Source organism: Hymenobacter glacieicola, assembly GCF_014640315.1.
GTDB lineage: Bacteria > Bacteroidota > Bacteroidia > Cytophagales > Hymenobacteraceae > Hymenobacter > Hymenobacter glacieicola.
In genome coordinates this window covers 216,749-234,498 of the sequence record NZ_BMGS01000007.1, presented here as the reverse complement: position 1 = coordinate 234,498, position 17,750 = coordinate 216,749, and the positions used below count along the sequence as shown (strand labels likewise).

12 protein-coding genes are annotated in these 17,750 nt (G+C 62.6%); 4 read left to right on the top strand and 8 right to left on the bottom strand.

What is annotated here, in order from left to right; translation table 11 throughout:
- The first annotated feature begins 112 nt into the window (after window positions 1-112).
- Window positions 113-1,261, top strand: coding sequence for a peptidoglycan DD-metalloendopeptidase family protein (locus IEW18_RS14410; protein ID WP_229728753.1), 1,149 nt, complete (start codon window positions 113-115; stop codon window positions 1,259-1,261).
- A 134-nt stretch (window positions 1,262-1,395) separates the two neighbouring features.
- Here IEW18_RS14410 and IEW18_RS14405 read toward each other — a convergent pair whose 3' ends face one another.
- A complete protein-coding gene (locus IEW18_RS14405; protein WP_188558563.1) occupies window positions 1,396-2,421 on the bottom strand; it encodes an aldo/keto reductase in 1,026 nt (341 codons plus the stop codon).
- Between the two features lie 261 nt (window positions 2,422-2,682).
- Here IEW18_RS14405 and bshB1 point away from each other — a divergent pair, with 261 nt between their 5' ends.
- The 3 genes from bshB1 to IEW18_RS14390 all read left to right on the top strand — a co-directional run bounded on the left by bshB1 (window position 2,683) and on the right by IEW18_RS14390 (window position 9,446).
- Entirely contained in the window at window positions 2,683-3,402 is a 720-nt protein-coding gene (gene bshB1 / locus IEW18_RS14400) for a bacillithiol biosynthesis deacetylase BshB1 (protein ID WP_188558562.1), read from the top strand.
- 585 nt (window positions 3,403-3,987) lie between these two features.
- A complete protein-coding gene (locus tag IEW18_RS14395; RefSeq protein WP_188558561.1) occupies window positions 3,988-5,646 on the top strand; it encodes a hypothetical protein in 1,659 nt (552 codons plus the stop codon).
- Window positions 5,647-6,260: 614 nt separating this feature from the next.
- Window positions 6,261-9,446: a T9SS type A sorting domain-containing protein gene (locus tag IEW18_RS14390; RefSeq protein WP_188558560.1), complete on the top strand. Its 3,186-nt coding sequence runs from the start codon at window positions 6,261-6,263 to the stop codon at window positions 9,444-9,446.
- 30 nt (window positions 9,447-9,476) lie between these two features.
- On the opposite strand, the gene IEW18_RS14385 is transcribed toward IEW18_RS14390, so the two are convergent.
- From IEW18_RS14385 to IEW18_RS14355, 7 genes are all read right to left on the bottom strand, one after another.
- On the bottom strand, window positions 9,477-10,565 hold the full coding sequence (locus IEW18_RS14385; protein WP_188558559.1) for a hypothetical protein: 1,089 nt from the start codon (window positions 10,563-10,565) through the stop codon (window positions 9,477-9,479).
- Window positions 10,562-11,911 carry a lipopolysaccharide biosynthesis protein gene (locus IEW18_RS14380; RefSeq protein WP_188558558.1) on the bottom strand — a complete coding sequence of 450 codons (1,350 nt, stop codon included), beginning with the start codon at window positions 11,909-11,911 and terminating at the stop codon, window positions 10,562-10,564. The genes IEW18_RS14385 and IEW18_RS14380 overlap by 4 nt, the downstream gene beginning before the upstream one ends.
- A 79-nt stretch (window positions 11,912-11,990) precedes the next feature.
- Window positions 11,991-13,217, bottom strand: a complete 1,227-nt coding sequence (locus IEW18_RS14375; RefSeq protein WP_188558557.1) for a glycosyltransferase — start codon at window positions 13,215-13,217, stop codon at window positions 11,991-11,993.
- Window positions 13,218-13,262: 45 nt separating this feature from the next.
- Window positions 13,263-14,144 carry a beta-1,6-N-acetylglucosaminyltransferase gene (locus IEW18_RS14370; RefSeq protein ID WP_188558556.1) on the bottom strand — a complete coding sequence of 294 codons (882 nt, stop codon included), beginning with the start codon at window positions 14,142-14,144 and terminating at the stop codon, window positions 13,263-13,265.
- A 61-nt stretch (window positions 14,145-14,205) separates the two neighbouring features.
- Window positions 14,206-15,408 carry a glycosyltransferase family 2 protein gene (locus IEW18_RS14365; RefSeq protein ID WP_308428052.1) on the bottom strand — a complete coding sequence of 401 codons (1,203 nt, stop codon included), beginning with the start codon at window positions 15,406-15,408 and terminating at the stop codon, window positions 14,206-14,208.
- A 198-nt stretch (window positions 15,409-15,606) separates the two neighbouring features.
- On the bottom strand, window positions 15,607-16,833 hold the full coding sequence (locus IEW18_RS14360; RefSeq protein WP_188558555.1) for a glycosyltransferase: 1,227 nt from the start codon (window positions 16,831-16,833) through the stop codon (window positions 15,607-15,609).
- Window positions 16,834-16,843: 10 nt separating this feature from the next.
- Window positions 16,844-17,746, bottom strand: coding sequence for a glycosyltransferase family 2 protein (locus IEW18_RS14355; RefSeq protein WP_188558554.1), 903 nt, complete (start codon window positions 17,744-17,746; stop codon window positions 16,844-16,846).
- Window positions 17,747-17,750 lie beyond the last annotated feature (4 nt).

Here is a 17,750-nt window from a genome sequence, read left to right as displayed (position 1 = left end):
GTGAAATGGTGAGTTCTATCGTTGTGGCTGCGCGAATTGGGCCCATGCAGCGTTGAGCTCACCATTCTACTACTCACTAGTTCACCATCTCACCATTTCACCCTTTTTGCCCTTGCTGAATTTTGCGAAATATTGGCTGCTGCCGCTGCTACTGATCGGGCTGTTTCTTGGCTTGCCCGGCCAGCTGCTGGCCCAGCGCCGCAAAGTCCCCGAGCCGAAAGCAAAAGCTGGCTCAGCGGGCAAACGGAAGGATTTTTTCCGGATAAAGTCGCCTACCATTCGCTACGTGCGGCCCGATACGACGATTCTGATTGAGACGGAGGAGTTGCCGGAAGAAGGCTCTGACGCGGCAAAGTCCATCTTCTTTAACCCGGCCAAGAAGCTCTCCATCGTTAGCGAAGACACGACCACGCTCAACGAAGGCGAGCAGCAGATTGTGGAAGTGTCGGAGGAAGTGAAAATTGACTCCTCCTGGATTAAGGTAGCGGGCTACTACGCTATCTGGGATACCCACAACATCAACCCCTACCGCGTTGACGGGCGCCACATCAAGGACACGCTTAATCTGAAGCTGACGGAGCCGGAGCGGCAGCGCTACGCCAAAATGCCCCTGAACCGGACGCCGATTACCTCGGACTTCGGCTTCCGGGGCTACCGCTGGCACTACGGCGTGGACCTGGACCTGGAAACCGGGGACTCCGTGAAAGCGGCTTTCGACGGGGTAGTGCGCATTGTGAAGTGGGACGGCTCCGGCTACGGCAACTACATATTGGTCCGGCACTACAACGGCATCGAGACGCTCTACGGGCACTTACAGAAGTCGTTGGTGGCACCTGGTACGTTCGTGAAAGCCGGCCAGCTGATTGGCTGGGGCGGCAGCACGGGCCGAAGCAGCGGTTCTCACCTGCACTTTGAGGTGCGCTACGAAGGCAACCCCATCGACCCAGAGCGCATGTACGACTTCCCGGATTACCGCCTCATCAAGGACAATTTTCAGATTACCTCGGCCCTGTTTGCCTACTACAGCAAGTCGTTGCGGTACCGGGGCGGGAGCGTGCCGGGCGCCAGCAGTGGGACCAGCAGTAGCCGCAGCAGCGCCGCCAAGCCTACCCAGGCCCGTCGTATCATAACCCACAAAATCCGCAGTGGTGATACCCTGTCGGAAATTGCCGATAAGTACGGCGTGTCGCAGGCCCAGATTCGCCGCTTGAATGGCGGTACGGCAGTGCTGCGCGTGGGCCGAACCCTGCGCATCAAATAGGCGGGCCGTTGCGTCCGCAGTAGTAAAAGCCCCGCTACGGTGTATCGTAGCGGGGCTTTTGTTGTTCCGATGCCGGAGAAATCTGGGTATACAGGAGGGCCTGACCAGATTCTTCCGGCGTGGCAGGCTAGGCCCTACACCAGCCTGGGGTGCAGCATCGGGAAGTTGCGCTGGTGCCAGTAGGGGTAGATGGGCGGCGTGTCGCTGGCGGCATCCAACTTGGCTACTTGCTCGGGGGTGAGGTGCCAGCCCACGGCGGCCAGGTTTTGGCGGAGCTGCTCCTCGTTGCGGGCCCCGATAACCAGGTTGACCACGGTGGGGCGCTGGAGCAGCCAGTTCAAAGCCACCTGGGCTACCGATTTGCCGGTTTCGGCGGCTACCTCATCCAGGGCATCGATAATGGTAAACAGCCGCTCATCGGGCACTTGGGGGCCTTGGCCGCCACCCTGGGCCAAGCGGCTGCTTTCCGGGAGGGGCTGGCCCCGCCGGATTTTGCCGCTTAGCAAACCCGCCGACAACGGGCTCCAGACGATGGTGCCCACCCCTTGGTCGAGACCTAGGGGGAACAGCTCCCACTCAAACTCCCGGTTGGCCAGCGAGTAGTAGGCTTGGTGGCCCACGTAGCGGGCCCAGCCGTAACGCTCCGATACCGAGAGGCTCTTCATCAGGTGCCAGCCCGAAAAGTTGGAGCAGGCAATGTAGCGCACCTTGCCACTCTGTACCAGGTCATCGAGGGTGCGCAGGGTTTCCTCCACGGGCGTGTGGGCGTCGAAGCCGTGCATGTGGTAGATGTCGATGTGGTCGGTGCCGAGGCGGCGCAGGCTATCCTCGCAGGCGCGCACCAGGTTCTGGCGGGAGGAACCGTAGCCGTTCGGATCCTCGCCCATGGGGAAGGTAGCCTTGGTCGAAATCAGCACCTGCCCGCGCCGGCCTGCCAGGGCCTTACCCAAAATCTCCTCCGACATTCCCTGGGAGTACACGTTGGCCGTATCGAAGAGCGTAACGCCCGCTTCCAGGCAAATGTCAAGCAGGCGCCGGGCCTCCTCAACCTGAGTGCTGCCCCAGGCTTTAAAAAACTCGTTGCCGCCCCCGAAGGTAGCGGTGCCGAAGCTCAGAACTGGGATGCGCAGGCCGGAGCGGCCTAGCTGTCTGTATTCCATAAAGTGAAGGGAAAATAAGTAAATGCCGCGCCCTCGGCAGCAAAGGCTACTACCAAGTGCGGGGTGCAGAGTACCCGTAGGAGGCTGCCTAGTGTAACTCACTCCCACGGGCCAGGGTTTTGGTTTGGCGCCGGCCGCCAGGAGCCCGGGGCGGGGTATGCGCGCTAACCTGCTACTTTTGCCCCGGAAAAACTCGTGCTTGCGGCCCACGTTTCGGGGCCCGGCAGCAGTTTTGGCCTTTCCTGATTTTTCTTTTTTCGCATGAAACTTGATATCCTGGCTTTCGGGGCCCACCCCGACGATGTAGAAATGTGCTGTGCCGGCGCGCTGCTGGCGGCCGCGGCCGCAGGCAAGAAAATCGGCATCGTGGACCTTACCCGGGGTGAGCTGGGCACCCGGGGCACCGCCGCTACCCGCGCCCAGGAAGCGGAAGCCGCCAGCCGCATCCTGGGCCTGAATGCCCGCGAAAACCTAGGCCTGCCCGACGGCTTTTTCCGCAACGACCGGGAGCACCAGTTGCCCCTGATTGCCGCCCTGCGCCGCTACCAGCCCGACGTGGTACTCTGCAACGCCATTCATGACCGGCACCCCGACCACGGCCGCGGCTCCCAGCTGGAGTCGGAGGCGTGCTTTCTCTCGGGCCTGCGCATGATTGAAACCCTCGGCGACGATGGTCAGCCCCAGCAGCCCTGGCGCCCCCGCGTGGTGTACCACTACATCCAGGACCGCCAGATTCCGGCCGATTTCGTGGTAGATATTACCGCCCACTGGCCTAAAAAGTGGGAAGCCATTCAAGCCTACGGTACCCAGTTCTTCAACCCCAACAGCACGGAGCCTACTACCTACCTCTCAACGCCCGTCTTTAGCCAATTTTTGGAGGCCCGCGCCCGTGAGTTTGGCCACCTGATAGGGGCAGAGTTCGGTGAGGGATTTACGCGGGAAAGGCCAGTAGGCATACGGGAAATTACGGAGTTGATTTAAGCAGAAGTGGAAATAGCCATCAAGCAGTTCGCGCACTGTTAGCGTAGCCCGAGCTAAATCGGTCTACCAGCCTGTCCATCCATCTGGGGCCAGCGCAGGATCTTCTCGCTAAAGTATAATTTATTGAAAAATAATTGTTTACGTGTGAGAAGATTCCGCCCCGGCCTTGAATGGATGGGCATTTTCAAGTGAATAAAAAGATAGGAACTCCGTCAACTAGTCAAGTGACTTCAGTAAGCTCAGGGGGTAAGTTCTTCAGTTCACACGCTGTGTTTAATAGAGACGAATACCGTAGTTCAGCTACCGCAAAGCAAAGGTTTTGCATGGTTTAGGACTACTTAATCTTGAATTCAAAATATTATTATCTATCTTGAGCCTAGAGAGCAGCGTTTACTACTGTGGTAGTCCGCTGCTGATGCCGCCCTCTGGACTGACCCCCACCCGCGTCCGGCCCTTTATGCTCACAATCTAATCATCTGGCTAGCCTTTTTGCTGATGCGCTCGGCAAGCTGACAAGCTTCGTCCTGGGCAACTAGCCTGCTGCCGCCCACCTTTCAAGTACCGGTCACCCTTGAAAGCCCTGCTATGAAATGCTTCACTACCTGGCGCCGTACCGCCGGGAAACGTCTGCCCGGGCCTGGGCTGCTGGCGTTGGCGTGGCTTTGTGCTACCTGCACCAGCCCCCAGCACCCACCCACGGCGCGTACCCCGCACACGGCCGAGAGCTTTGTGCGCCCCTACACCGCCGATTTTGGCTACGGCTGCAACATGGGCTACTACGGCAGCGGCTGGGACGATGAGCACTTGGCCTCGGCCATCAGCAAGGCGGGCGGGCAAACCATTCGGGTAACCCTGCCCGATCAGTTTCTGGACAAATGGGGCTGGCAGGCCCGGCAGGCAGCTTTTGACCACCACACCACCAACCTGGGCTTGCGGGAACTGGTGTGCTTTGTGGGCGAACCCTCGGCCGAGCACCGCGAGAAAACCGTGTACCCGGGCTGCCGGGAGCCGTCCAAGCTGTTTGCCAACCTCTACGAGCCGATTTGGCTGGCCGACAGCACCGTGAATCCGCGCAATTACTATGCGGCCTACATCTACCGGCTCACGCAAACCTACGGCCGGCACATCCGCTTCTGGGAAGTAGTCAACGAGCCCGACTTTATTACCGATGTCAGCAACAAGGATTGGGTAAGCCGGGCCCCGCGCCCGGCCGAAACCACCAATACGCTGGCGCCCATCTACCACTACATCCGCACCTTACGCATTACCTGGGAGGTAGTGAAAAAGTACTGCCCCGAGGACTACGTGACGCCCGGCGGTCTGGGCTACGCCGAGTACCTCGATGCCCTGCTGCGCTTCACCGACAACCCCCGGGGCGGGGCCGTAACGGCCCAATACCCGGCCCGGGGCGGCGCCTACTTCGACGTGGTGGACTACCACGTGTACCCCTCATACTACCTGCGCCGCCGCAACCTGCTACACACCGGCTTTACGTACCAGCGCAACTCCGATAATGCTGCCGCCCAGCTGCTGCGCCACAAGGCCCAGTTTGATGCCGTGCTGCGTAAGTACGGCTTTAATGGCGAAGCCTACCCCCAAAAGCACTTTATCATCACGGAAACCAACGTCAGCCGCCGCACGGCCGAATGGCGCTACGGCTCCGATGAGATGCAGCGTAACTTTGGCATGAAGGCCTTGGTTACGGCCCAAAAGAATGGCATTCGGCAGGTGCATTTCTACAGCGTGGGTGAAGCCACCAGCGCCCCCCGGGAGCCCGCCGGCATCCCCACCGACGATGAGTTCAAGCTTATGGGTCTCTATGAAAATATGAACCGCGACCTGCCCGGCCGTGAAAAGCTGACCCAGTTGGGGCAGGGCTTCAAAACGACGGCCGAGCTGTTGGCGGGCTGGCGCTACGATGCCGACCGCACCGCCGCCCTGCACTTGCCCAAGGAGGTGGATGGGGCCGCGTTCCGCCGCGCCGACCAGTACCAGTACGTGCTCTGGGCCAAAACCCAGCTCGACCAGCAGGAAGATGCCACGGCCCGCTATGCCTTCCCGGCCAGCTGGCCGGTAGCTGGAGTGGAGCGTCGGGGCTGGGATTTCGGGATATCTGGCACGAGCATGCGCCTGCCCGGCCGCGAGGTACTGCTGGATGGAGCGCCCGCCTTCTTTACCATTCTGCCCCTGACGGGCCTGCAACTGGCCACTGTTGCCCGGCCTCACCCTAGCCCAAAGCAGTGATACCCCGACCACCATGCATCGCAAAATGCACAGGGGACAGTGTGCGTTAATGGCGGCTAATCAGCTGAATGTTATTTTTGTATTATTAAGTTAATGATTTTTGAATTATATATAAAAACGCGTTAAATCAGGTATTTATAACCGTAATTAAATTTGGCAATTGTATTTTTAACGAAAATTGAGCGGTTGCTAAATAGGGCAGGGCAGTACGAAAGAGTCTGCACTTAGTAGGGGATAATGAGGCGGGCCGCCCGATGGCGGGCCCAGCCTTGGCATGTAACGCGGGGGTAGTCCGGCTACTCTCCTGGGGGTAGTGGGAAAAAAATACGAGTACGGACGCAGTTTGCTTCTGCTATACCAGTGGCAAACGATGGGGCTTCCCACGAGGAAGAGCGGGCGCTTCACAGGGTCCCGGCGGCGGTTTACTAGTCGGCGGGCTTGGTCAGGAAGCCGGGAGGCAAGAGCAGACATTACAGCTTCCGCAGTGGCGGAAACCACACCAGCGCACTAGTCTAATACACTACTCAGTCTGGCGCATAGCGGATTGGCCAACCAAAACGAGGGTAGCGCCCAAGCCAGACGCTACCCCACACCTTCACTAAACTTCTTTTGAAATGGGGAAATTTTCCAGATGTATGGCGCTATTGGCCTGCATGGTGGGCTTTTTGCTGGCCCTTACGGCCCAGGCCCAAACCGAAACGCGCGTCAGCATCACCGCCATTACGCCCAGCGTACATACGGGCCAGGACTACTCGCCCTGGCTGAACGACAACCTCAACGACCTGGTCCGCAACCATTGGGAGCCAGCCAACTTTCAGTACATCGACGTAACGCTACCCCTGGCCCAGCGCACGAACGTTACCCGCGTGCGGCTCTATGATTTCGAGGGCTCCTTTGCCGACAACCCTGCTTCCATTTACGCCCTCAACGGCACCCAGCGCACGCTGCTGGGCACCTTCACCGGGGACCTTTACCAGCAATGGGTGGAGCTGAAAACCAGCGCGCCGGTAACCGCCGAGGCCATCATCGTGCGGAAGTACTGCAACAACATCCCGCAGAAAATTCAGGTGTTTGGCTACGCCAGCGGCACTACAGCTCCCACGCCAACTCCTGCCCCAGCGGCGGCGCCAACGCCGGCCGTTATCAGCTTTGGCCCGTTGGCAGGCAAAACCGTGGGTGAGGCACCGTTTGTCCTTAGCGCCACCAGCAACAACCCGGCTACGCCCATCACCTTTACCTCGTCGAATCCGGCGGTGGCCTCGGTTTCCAATGCCGGCGGGCAGTGGCAGGCCACGGTGGTCGGGGCGGGCACTACCACCATTACCGCCTCCCAGGCCGCCAGCGCCGCTTACCTGGCGGCCAGTGCCAGCCAGAACCTGGCCGTGCAGGCCGCGCCCGCCCCGGCGCCTACCACGCCGGCCCCCACTACCCCAACCACGCCCAGCACCGCGGCCCGGCCCATCAAGCTCAAGCAGTCCTTCGGGGTGAATGCCTTCGAGTGGGACCTGGAAGACCCCAACCGGCCCTGGGAGGTGGAGGCCACGCGCTTGGCTGCCATGAAGAACTTCACTGGTATGCGCCACTACCTCGACTGGGAGCGGCTGGAATCCACGGAGGGCAGCTACACTTTCAACCCTACCCACAGCGGGGGCTGGAACTACGATGCCATGTACCAGCGCCTCAAGGCCGAGGGCATTGAAGTGCTGGCCTGCATCAAAACATTGCCGGGCTGGCTGCTCAACACCTGGCCGGCCGACCAGCGCGACCACGAAAACGTGCCCGTGCGCGGCGGCGCCGACTTTGGCAACCCCGCTTCCTACCGCGAGCAGGCCCGCATGGGGTTTCAGTTTGCCGCCCGCTACGGCCGCAACACCGGCCTCAGCCGCAGCCTCGTGACAGTGAATACTACCCCGCGCTGGCCCGGCGACGGTATTAATGAGGTGAAGATTGGTCTGAACCTGATTACCTACATGGAGTGCGACAACGAGCGGGACAAGTGGTGGAAGGGCGCCAAAGCCTACCAGACGCCCGCCCAGTACGCGGCCAACCTCTCGGCCTTCTACGACGGGCACAAGAACACTATGGGCGCGGGCATTGGGGTGAAAAACGCCGACCCCACCATGCAGGTGGTCATGGCCGGCCTGGCCAAGCCCGACCCGGAGTACGTGAAAGGCATGGTGGAGTGGTGCCGCCAGAACCGCGGCTACCGTCCCGATGGCAGCGTAAACCTCTGCTGGGACGTCATCAACTACCACAACTACTCCAACGACGCGGGTACCTCCCAGGGCGGTAACTCTACCCGCGGGGCGGCCCCCGAGGTGTCGGATGCCGCGCCCGTGGCCCGCAGCTTTGTGCAGATGGCCCGCCAGCACTGCGGCAACATGCCCGTCTGGATTACTGAAACCGGCTTCGATACCAACCAGGGCAGCCCCTTCAAGGCCATTGCCATTGGAGGCCGCTCGGTGCAGGAAACCCAGGCCGATTGGATTCTGCGCACGGCCCTGCTCTACCCGCGCTACGGCGTGGAGCGTGTGTTCTTCTACCAGCTCTACGACGACAACCCCGGCAGCTCCACGCAGTTTGCCACCATGGGCCTGCTCAACGCCGACCGCACCCCGCGCCTGGCCACCCAGTACCTGCGTCAAACCAACCAGCTGCTGGGCGAATACACCTTCAAGGAAACCCTGAACACGGACCCCGTAGTGGACCGCTACGAGTTGAACGGGCAGCAAGCCTACGCCCTCGTGGTGCCAGATGAAAAGGGCCGCACCGTGCAGTACACCCTTAACCTAGGCACCGCGGCTTACGCCGATGTGTACCGCCCTACCAGCGGCAGCGCCCTGGCCGTGCAGCGCATCAACCTAACGAACGGGCAGCTGAGCATTCAAGTAACGGAAACGCCGCTGTTTGTGCTTCCGGCGGCGGGTAGCACCGTAGGCAGCACCCCACCGGCCACGACGGCCCCGGCTACCTGCTCGGCCACGGGCAGCATCTTGCGCGAGCAGTGGAACAACGTGGGCGGCTCGGCCGTGACCGACATTCCGGTGCAGACTACCCCAGCCAGTACCACGCCGCTCACTCAGCTTGAAAGCAGCCGCAACCTCGGCGACAACTACGGTGCCCGCATCCGGGGCTACCTCTGCCCGCCCCAAACCGGCGCCTACACCTTCTGGATTGCCGGCGACGACAACTGCGAGCTGTGGCTGAGCCCCGATGGCGACCCCGCCCGCAAAGTGCGCATTGCCTCGGTCGGCGGCTACACCAACTCCCGGGAGTGGAACAAGTACGCCAGCCAGAAATCGGCCCCCGTTACCTTAACGCCCGGCCAGCGCTACTACGTGGAGGTTCTGCACAAGGAGCAGGGCGGCGACGACCAGGTAGCCGTGGGCTGGCAGCTGCCGGATGGCACGATGGAAGGCCCGATTCCGGGCAGCCGGTTGTCGCCCTACGTGGGCGGCGCCGCCAGCCTGACGGCCACGGCCAGCAGTGCGCTGCTCGGCGAGGGCACCGCGGCCCTCGTAGCGGCCAGCACCTCCGAGGCCCTCGCCTTCACGGTAGCGCCTAACCCCTTCAGCACCAGCACCGAAATCACCTTCCGCCCGCTAACAACCGGTCGGGTTACCCTGGCCGTGTACGACTTGCAGGGCCGGCTGGTACGCCAGTTGCTGGCGGGCCCGGTGGAAGCCGGTAGTACGCAACGCGCTACGCTGCACGCCCAGGGCCTACCCACCGGCGTGTACATCATCCGGCTGACCACTCCCTCGGCCGTCCTGAATCAGCGGGTAGTGCTGGCCGAGTAGCGGGCACGGCCCCCAGGCAACGCCCGCCCGCTATTCCGAGCGGGAGCGAGTAACCTGCCCCCACGCCTTGGGCGTGAACCGGGCGGGCTCGCTCCGCCCGGGATGGTGGGCGGGTTTTGCCGTTGGGACTGGTGCTAGCGTGCGCCGGCCCATCACCAGCAAACGGTGCAGAAAATAGCGGCTGAACGGGGCCTTGATCAAAGACTTTAGCGTGTACTTGAGGCCTGCCGTCGGCTGGCGGTTGGCAAAGGCGTAGAGGGCTCCCTCGCGGAGCCGGTCGGCCTCCACTCGCCGCTGCCAGGGGCCCGTCAGCTGCCGCACCTGCCGCAGGCGCTCCGGTAAGGGGGCCTGCTGAAACCCGGCCCGGAGCAGGAGCGCCAGCTGCGCGTCCATCAGGCCCTTCTGCTGCCGGCCCCAGTAGTGCAGCAAATATGCCTGGCAGCCCAGCAGCTGGGTTTGGTTTTGCAGCACCAGCGAGAAAGCCAGCTGCTCGCTGACAAACCAGCGGGTACGGGCAAAAAACGTATCGGTTAGCGCCAGCACATCGGGCAGCAGATCGGCGTGCTGGCAGCTGAGGCCCAGCACGCCGGAGTTCCAGGCCATCTGGCGGGAGTAGAACCGGGTCGGCTGCCCGGCCACCCGAAATGCCTCCCGGGCCAGCAGTTCCAGCAGTTGCTCGGGGTAGTGCTGCTGCCCAAACTCGGCAAATACGCCCACGGCATCCTGCAACAGGTATTCGGGCTGGTGCATGAGGCTGGTGCCCGGCCCCAGGCGGGCGAGCAGGGCCGCGGGATCGGCCACGAAAAACGTGTCGGTGTCGATGTAGAGAATGTCGCGGGCCGGAAAGCGGGCGAATATCAGCTCCAGCAGCCGCACCTTCACCCGGTGTACGTAGCGGGCCGGGCCTTTCATGTAGGTGAGCTGCTCCGGCGTCAGCAGCTCGTAGTGCACGGGCAGCCCGGCCAGGTAGGGCTGGAAATAGGCCGGATTATCGGTGTAAATAATGGTTTGTACGCTTGCTCTGTCCCCCCTATACCACGCCCAGAAGCTCAACACCGCAAACACCGCCCGCTGATACTCGTTTTGCCTGCCGTAGGAGAGGACGATAAAGTTCTTCATAACGTAGGGTTGCGGTGCGTGATGAGCTTCACCTTTTGAAAGAGCAGCGCCAGCCGGCTCCGAAACTCGGCCAGGGCCAGCGGAAACGTATCCTGGTAGTGCAGGGGCAGGTACTTGTTCAGCACCCAGTAGCCGTAGCCCAGGCTGGCCACCAGGGTAAAGCCCGAGGCCACCGCCGCCCCGTAAATGCTACCCGAAAACTTGATGCACAGGATGTCGGCGGTGGTGTTGATGGCCAGGGCAATGAGCACCTTGATCAGGTTGAGCTGGGGCTTGTTGATGATGTCCAGGGTTACGCCCAAAAACCGCTCGATGGGAAACAGCAGGGCGCACACAATCATGATGCGGTAGAGGTTGGCCGCTTCGGTGTGCACGTACTTCGAGCCCCCGATGGCCAGCACAATCACGTCGGCAAACACCAGCACGCCCAGCATAATCGGGATGAAGAGCAGGGTCAGGGAGCCGGCGTACTTTTTCAGGGTGTGGGCTACCTCGTCGTGGCGCTTGCGGTTCACGGCCGCCGACATATCGGGCATGGCCGTGGCCAGGCCGCTGCGCAGGGGAATCTCAATGATTTCGAGCAGGCGCTGGGGCAGGTTGTATACGGCCAGGGCGGCCGGCCCGAGCATGAACTTGATGATGAAGGTATCGGAGCTGCGCAGCAGGGTAGCGCACAGGAACGTGCCGAAGCTGAACTTGCCGAAGTGGAATACCTCGGCCACGCACGCCCGGGTTTTGTGGCGCAGCGCCCCCAGCCGGGCCCAGCCCATGACCAGGGCTACCACGCTGGTGAGCAGGGAGCTGGCCAGAAAGGAGTACACGATGCCCGGCAGGTTGATTTTGTTCAGCAGGTACAGCAGCACCGTCAGCAGAATAAACGAGCCCTGGTTGAGCAGCCGGATGGTCAGGATGGCATCGAAGCGCTGCTGGGCCTGTAGGAGCCACACGGCCACGTTGAAGGGCAAAGTCACAACCAGGCTGATGCCGAAGTAGGTGAGCAGCAGCAGCACGCCCGCGTCGGAGGTGTGGGCCGCCAGGGGCCAGGCCAGCAGGTTGAGCAGCACGAAGCCGCCCGTCACCAGCAGGCCAATAAACCACGAGGAGCCGGCCACGGTGGTCTGACGGGCCAGGTCGGCGCCGGCGTAAAACTTAATGAGCGGGGTTTGCAGCAGGCCCGTGCGGAAGGTGTCGAGCAGCAGAAAGGCAAACTGAAAAAACACCCAGTTGCCCATGTCCGTCTCGGGCAGGAAGCGGTACAGAATGCTGTACGTGAGGATGCTGAACACGGCCATCACGCCGTTCCCGGTTAAGGATAAGATGTGTCGGTTTTTAAACAAGGCGAGCATCAGCTACCGGGTAAAAAATGGTGGGAATAGAAGGAGCGGCGGGGCAACGGAGCGGTGGGGGAGTGCGCGGGGCCAGCGCTTAGGCGTGCGCCACAGAAAGTGGGGCAGCGGCCGGGGCCACGGCGGCCGCAATGGCCGCGTAAATCTGCCAGACGCTGTTTTCCCAGGTGTGGGTAGCGGCAAAGGCGGCCCGGCGCTGCTGCTGCGCCGCGGAGTCTTCCCGGAGGGCCTGCTCAATCAGGGCCCCGTAGTCGGCGCCCGAGTCGGCCAAGTAGGTGTGTTCGGCGAAGATGTCCATGGCCTGGGTGCGGGTAGCCACCACGGGTCGGCCCAGGGCCAGGTACTCGTCAATCTTGCGGGGGTAGTTGCCGATGGTCATGTCGTTGACCAGCTGGGGGTTAAGGCACACGGCAAACTCCCGGATGTAGGCCGGCAGCTCCGCAGGCGCCTTGGGCCCTAGGAAATACACGTTGGGCAGTCCGTGCAAGGCGCTGGCTTTGAACGCCTCATCCTCGGGACCCACCAGCACCAGGCTCCAGTCGGGGCGCTGCCGGGCCAGGCTCACCAGCAGCTCCCCATCCAGGCGCAAGCTCACCAGGGCCCCCACGTAGCCAATCAGCGGCCCGGGAATGCCCGCCAGGTCGGCGGGGGCGTCGGTGGTTGCGGCGGGCGCTACGTCGCAGCCCTGGCCCACGTAGTAGGAGCGGGGGTTGTAGCGCCGGCAGTAAGCGGCCAGGTAGCTGGAGTTGGCTACGCACACGTCGGCTTTGGCAATAAGCTGGGGCTCCAGGCGGCGGCCGTGCTTGCGCCAGTAGTCCACGGCCAGCATGTAGTCGCGGGAGTAGTACACGCTCACGGCGGGCCGGAGCAGCTCCTTGAGGTAGAAGCTGCGGAAGATGTCGTTGTCGTTGAAGAGCACGAACTCCCGGAAGCCCAGGGCCTGGATGCCGCGCGCAATGGCGGCGGCAAAGCGGCGGTTGTTGCGCCGGTTGAGCAGGTCGTAGAGCGGGGAGGCCGGCAGCCAGTTGATTGATTCCATCACGGCATCCGGGGTGAGCACCCACAGGTTGTCGCCGGCCATGTGCAGGGGCTGCTCCTGGCCCCGCACCACCCGCAGGCGCTGCTGCACCCAGCCCGCGCGGCGGTGCCGGAGCACGGTGTTGCGGTCCAGGGGAGCATTCACGTAGAGCACCCGGTTGTGGCGGGCAAACTCCAGGGCAATGTTGCGGCAGTTGCTGCCGATTTCGGTGTCCCAGGGCTGCTGGCCCACCACCACAATATCACGGCCGAGTAGGGTATTCTCCATAGGAAAGCAGGCTAATAGTAGGCGCGGCCACGGCCGCCAGGAGCATCAGGAAACGGGTTGCAGCGGGGCCAGGAGCAGCTGCTCGTCCACCAGATCCAGGACGGTAGCGTCCACTGCCGGGTCAAACTTGCGGGCGAACAGCTGGGGGCTGGCGCGCAGGCGCTCGAAGTCGGCGGTGGTCAGCACCTTGGGGTTGGCCCCGCCCTGGCTCCAGTCGATGTAGCGGTAGTTGTTGTTGATGATGGTGGGGCGGTAGGGCGAGTTCATCAGGATGGTAGAAATCAGAAACTCGTCGGAGCCCCAGGTAAACATGGTGAAGCGGCGCAGGGCGGGGTTATCATCCAGGAAATCAACCAGGTACTGGGCGCAGGTGCGGCTCAGCGTCCACCAGGAGCCGTCTTTGCCCCCGTACAGGGTGTAGGGCAGCGGAAACCGGCGCTTGGGCAGCAGCCAGTTCAGGGTAGACTGCAGCACGTACTGGCCCTTGAACTGGAAGTAAGTGGAGTGGTACTTCTCCACGCGGGTAATGGCGTGGGCCCACCACTCCGAATCGTCGGCATTGGCCTCAAACGAGAGAAAGGAGCGCCCCCGGTGGCGGGCGAAAAAGCGGTAAATGGTGTCGGCGGGCTTGATGGGGTAGTCCTGGGCGCTCATCAGGTTGATGAAGTCGTAGCCGATGCCCGTGGCCAGGATTTCGCGGGTGCACTCCACAATGGCCTTGGTGAAGCGGTAGGAGGCCCAGCGCACGTAGAGGCGGGTGGTAGTCAGGCGCACGCCCGGCAGCTCCTCCAGAAAGGCAAACTCCCGGCGGTCGGCCTTGGCATCCAGGTGAATGTAAAAGTCGAAGCCCTCGTGGGCCATGGCCGTTACCAGGCGGGCAATCTGCTCCGGACCTTTGTGGGCCATAATCAAATGGGCTATTCGCATCGCCGAAGGAAAGTTGGGTGAACGGCTACTGAATGGCGGGTGGGCAAGGAGCGGGGCGGGGTCAGGCTTTCGGGATGCTCAGGTTGCCTTCCAGGGGCTGGGTGCGGGCGGCCTTCTCCCAGGCCGCCGACTGCGTACCGCGCAGGTAGCGGCGGAAGCCGGCAAACACGGCCACGTTCATGCTGGTGAAGTACAGGGGCACGAGCAGCAGCTTGGGGCTGCGGCCCCGGCTTTCGGCGCGCCAGCCCAGGTAGGCCAGCCCGTAGAACAGCACCTGGGCCGCAAAAAAGGCCGCGTAGAACCCGCCGTGCAGGCCGGCCAGGGCCGCGCCCAGCACCAGCAGCAGCACCAGGGCCACCGGCGTAAGGCTCCAGCGCAGCACCCGGTGCGACACGTACAGGAACGTGACCAGCGGTTGGCGCAGCGGGTTGAGCAAGGAGCGCAGCCGCACCATCGACTGCCAGCCGCCGGCGCAAATGCGGATTTTACGCTTCATTTCCTCGGCCAGCGAAGCCGAGGGAGCTTCGGCGGCGTAGGCGGCCGGCTCGTACACTACCCGGTAGCCCTTCTCCACAATGCGCAGCGACTGAATAAAGTCGTCGAGGATGGTATCCTTTTCCAGGGGCTGGAACAGGTTGGAGCGGAACGATACCAGCTCGCCGGCCGCGCCCATGAGGGAGTAGATTTCCGAGTCGCAGCGCTTGAGGAAGGACTCGTACTTCCAGTACAGCCCCTCGCCGGCCCCGGAGGCCGAGTCGTGGGCCAGCACCTTTTTCTCGCCCGATACGGCCCCCACCTGCGGGTCCTGGTAGTGCTTCACCATTTCGCGTACGGCTTCGGGGTTCAGGAAGGAGTTACAGTCGGTGAAGATGACGTAGGGGGTGCGCACAAACTCCATGGCCCGGTTTTCGGCCAGCGACTTGCCGCCGCGGAAGGGGGAGTGCAGGTGCTCTACCTGGGGGTAGCGGGCCAGCACCTCGGCCGAGTTGTCGGTGGAGCCGTCGGTAATGAACACGAGCCGCAGCTTCTGGCGGGGATAGTTCAGAGCCAGGCAGTTAGCTACTTTGTCGGCGAGAATATCGGCCTCGTTGTAAGCCGGCACCACCAGCGTCACGTCGGGCTCGAAGAAGGCCAGGGGGCGGCGGGGGCGCACCAGCCGGCGGAGGCGGGCCAGGGCCCAGGCTACCAGGCCGTAGCCCACGTAGGTGTAAAACGCCACGGCAAACGCCGCCCAGAACAGATAGAGGTACACGTTGCTCATCATGGGAAAGGGTAGCTCAACAGCTGCTGAGGAGGTTGGGCGTCACGTGGGAGGAAACGCGGGTGTGAGGTAGAAGGAAGGAGGTAGGGTGGAAGAGCGGTCAGGACTGCTGGCGGGCCCGCAGGCCCCGGATAAAGCCGAACACCAGGCAGGCGGCAGCTGGCAGGGCAATGAGTTCGAAAGGCATAGCGCAGGAGAAGCTTAGTGGTCCAGGGAAGCGTCCAGGGCCTGCACCCGGTGCGGCGTGGCTAGGAAGGCCGTTTTGGAGCGGTTGATGCGCAGCAGGGCCAGCACCATGCACAGCAGGGCGTAGGGCAGGCGCACCACAGCCGTGAGCAGCTGCCGGTTGTAAAGCCGCGCGGGTAGGGAGATGAGCAGGGTTAGGGCCAATACGGCCAGCAGCCCGGCCCAGAACCAGGGCGTGGGCCCGGCGGGCAGCACCAGGCTCAGGCCCCCGGACACCACCAGCAGCAGCCCGAGCACGCCAATGAGCAGGGTGCGCGGCACCAGAAACGCCTGCACTACCTTGTTGAAAAACTCGAAGTTGTCGTGCTCAAGGAGCTGTTCCAGCCCCTCGGCGGCGTACTTCTTCAGGAACTCGAACTGCGAGGCCAGCCAGCGGCTGCGCTGCTGGGTGAACACCTGGGCGTTTTCCACCTTCTCGTCGTAGACGTACACGCTGTCGAGGTAGCAGATTTTCTCCTGGTCGCGGGCAATGCGGAAGTCCAGCTCCTTGTCCTCGCCCACCGTTTCACCGATGCCCTGCAGCAGCTGGCGCAGGTAGCCGAACTCAAAGGCCATGCCCGAGCCGATGAGGGCCGCCGAGAGGCCCACCGCAAAGTGGCCCTTGCGGTAAATGTGGTTGTTGATTTCCTCGTTGCAGGCGTCGAGCAGGGCAAAGGCCGAGTCGGTGTTTTTGGCCGTGCGGTGGGTTTGTATTACCTGGTAGCCGGCCTCAAAAGCCTCGTTCACTGCTTCCAGGCAGCCCCGGCCCATGAGGTTGTCCACGTCCAGGACCATGGCTACCTCAAAGGTGCGCTGGGGCAGGGTTTCCAGGGCGTATAGCAGGGCCTTGCCCTTAGTGCTACGCTCGAAATGCACTTCCAGCACCTGGGCGCCCATTTCGCGCAAGGCTACCACCGTTTCGGGCTGCAAGCCATCGGCAATAACGCAGACGGTGTGCGGGCCGCGGTAGGCGTGGCGCAGGGCGGCGCGGGTGGTTTCCAGCACCACCGTGTTTTCGCGGTAGGCCGGAATCAGTACGCACATGGCGCGGGCCGGGCGGGGGCGCGAGGAAGCCAGCGCCGGTAGGGAGGCTGGGCGCAGGTGCCCGGCCACGGCAAAGAACAGCAGGTAGGCGCAGTTCAGCAGCAGGTAGATACCCAGCACCCACAGCAGCCCATCCAGAACAAGCGTAAAAAAGGTCATAGCGCGGGGGTTAGGTAGTAGCGGAAGAAGTGCCCAGGTGCTGCAGATTCCACCACAGCCCGCGGCCCAGGGCCCGCAGGTGGCTCCACTCCGAGCGGCGGGAAAAGGCCACGGCTTTCTTGGGCAGGGCCGCCAGCAGAAACACGCAGGTACTGGTCCAGAAAGACCAGCCGGTGAAGTTGCGGCGGATGAACAGCAGGCGGTTGCGGTTCATGTAGTAGGTTTTCAGCACCGAGGCCTTGCCCACCGACATGGACTCCTTATGGTAAATAGTGGACTCGGCCACGTAGTGGCAGCTGTAGCCCCAGCGCTTGATGATTTCGCAGTAGTCCAGCTCCTCGTAGTAGAGAAAGTACACCTCCGGCATCAGGCCTACCTCGTCAATCACGCGGCGGGGCACCATCATGGCGGCCCCGTCGGCGAGCTGGGTAGGGCCGGAAGTGTTGTGCTGGCCGGCGTCGGGCTCCAGGTGGCCGATGGTCACGCTGCGGCCCGTCCAGGTGTTGATGCCCCGGGAGCCGGCGTACTGAATAATGCCCTCCGAGCCGTGGAAGATGATTTTGGGCGAGGCAATGCCGGCCTCCGGGTTGCTTTCGAACAGGGCCACCAGAGGCTCCAGAAAGCCGGGCGCTACCTCCGTGTCGTTGTTGAGAAACAGGATGTATTTGCCCCGGGCTTGCCGGATGCCCAGGTTGTTGCCCCCGGCAAAGCCCAGGTTCTGGGCGGACCGAATCAGCTGCACCTCCGGGAACTGCTCCCGGATGATGCCGGGGTCGTCAGTAGGGGAGGCGTTGTCCACGACAATGATTTCAACGGCCGGGTACGTGAGCTGGCGCAGGGACGCTACCATCTCGCAGGTTACCTGGGCTTGGTTGTAGTTGATGGAAATGATGGATACCAGGGGCGTTGCCATAGGC

Bases quoted from the DNA above. Each gene is read 5' to 3' on its own strand.
- IEW18_RS14405 (WP_188558563.1), bottom strand. From the start codon at position 2,421: ATGGAATACAGACAGCTAGGCCGCTCCGGCCTGCGCATCCCAGTTCTG.
- IEW18_RS14375 (WP_188558557.1), bottom strand. From the start codon at position 13,217: ATGGAGAATACCCTACTCGGCCGTGATATTGTGGTGGTGGGCCAGCAG.
- IEW18_RS14355 (WP_188558554.1), bottom strand. From the start codon at position 17,746: ATGGCAACGCCCCTGGTATCCATCATTTCCATCAACTACAACCAAGCC.
- IEW18_RS14370 (WP_188558556.1), bottom strand. From the start codon at position 14,144: ATGCGAATAGCCCATTTGATTATGGCCCACAAAGGTCCGGAGCAGATT.
- IEW18_RS14380 (WP_188558558.1), bottom strand. From the start codon at position 11,911: ATGCTCGCCTTGTTTAAAAACCGACACATCTTATCCTTAACCGGGAAC.
- bshB1 (WP_188558562.1), top strand. From the start codon at position 2,683: ATGAAACTTGATATCCTGGCTTTCGGGGCCCACCCCGACGATGTAGAA.
- IEW18_RS14390 (WP_188558560.1), top strand. From the start codon at position 6,261: ATGGGGAAATTTTCCAGATGTATGGCGCTATTGGCCTGCATGGTGGGC.
- IEW18_RS14360 (WP_188558555.1), bottom strand. From the start codon at position 16,833: ATGACCTTTTTTACGCTTGTTCTGGATGGGCTGCTGTGGGTGCTGGGT.
- IEW18_RS14385 (WP_188558559.1), bottom strand. From the start codon at position 10,565: ATGAAGAACTTTATCGTCCTCTCCTACGGCAGGCAAAACGAGTATCAG.
- IEW18_RS14395 (WP_188558561.1), top strand. From the start codon at position 3,988: ATGAAATGCTTCACTACCTGGCGCCGTACCGCCGGGAAACGTCTGCCC.
- IEW18_RS14365 (WP_308428052.1), bottom strand. From the start codon at position 15,408: ATGATGAGCAACGTGTACCTCTATCTGTTCTGGGCGGCGTTTGCCGTG.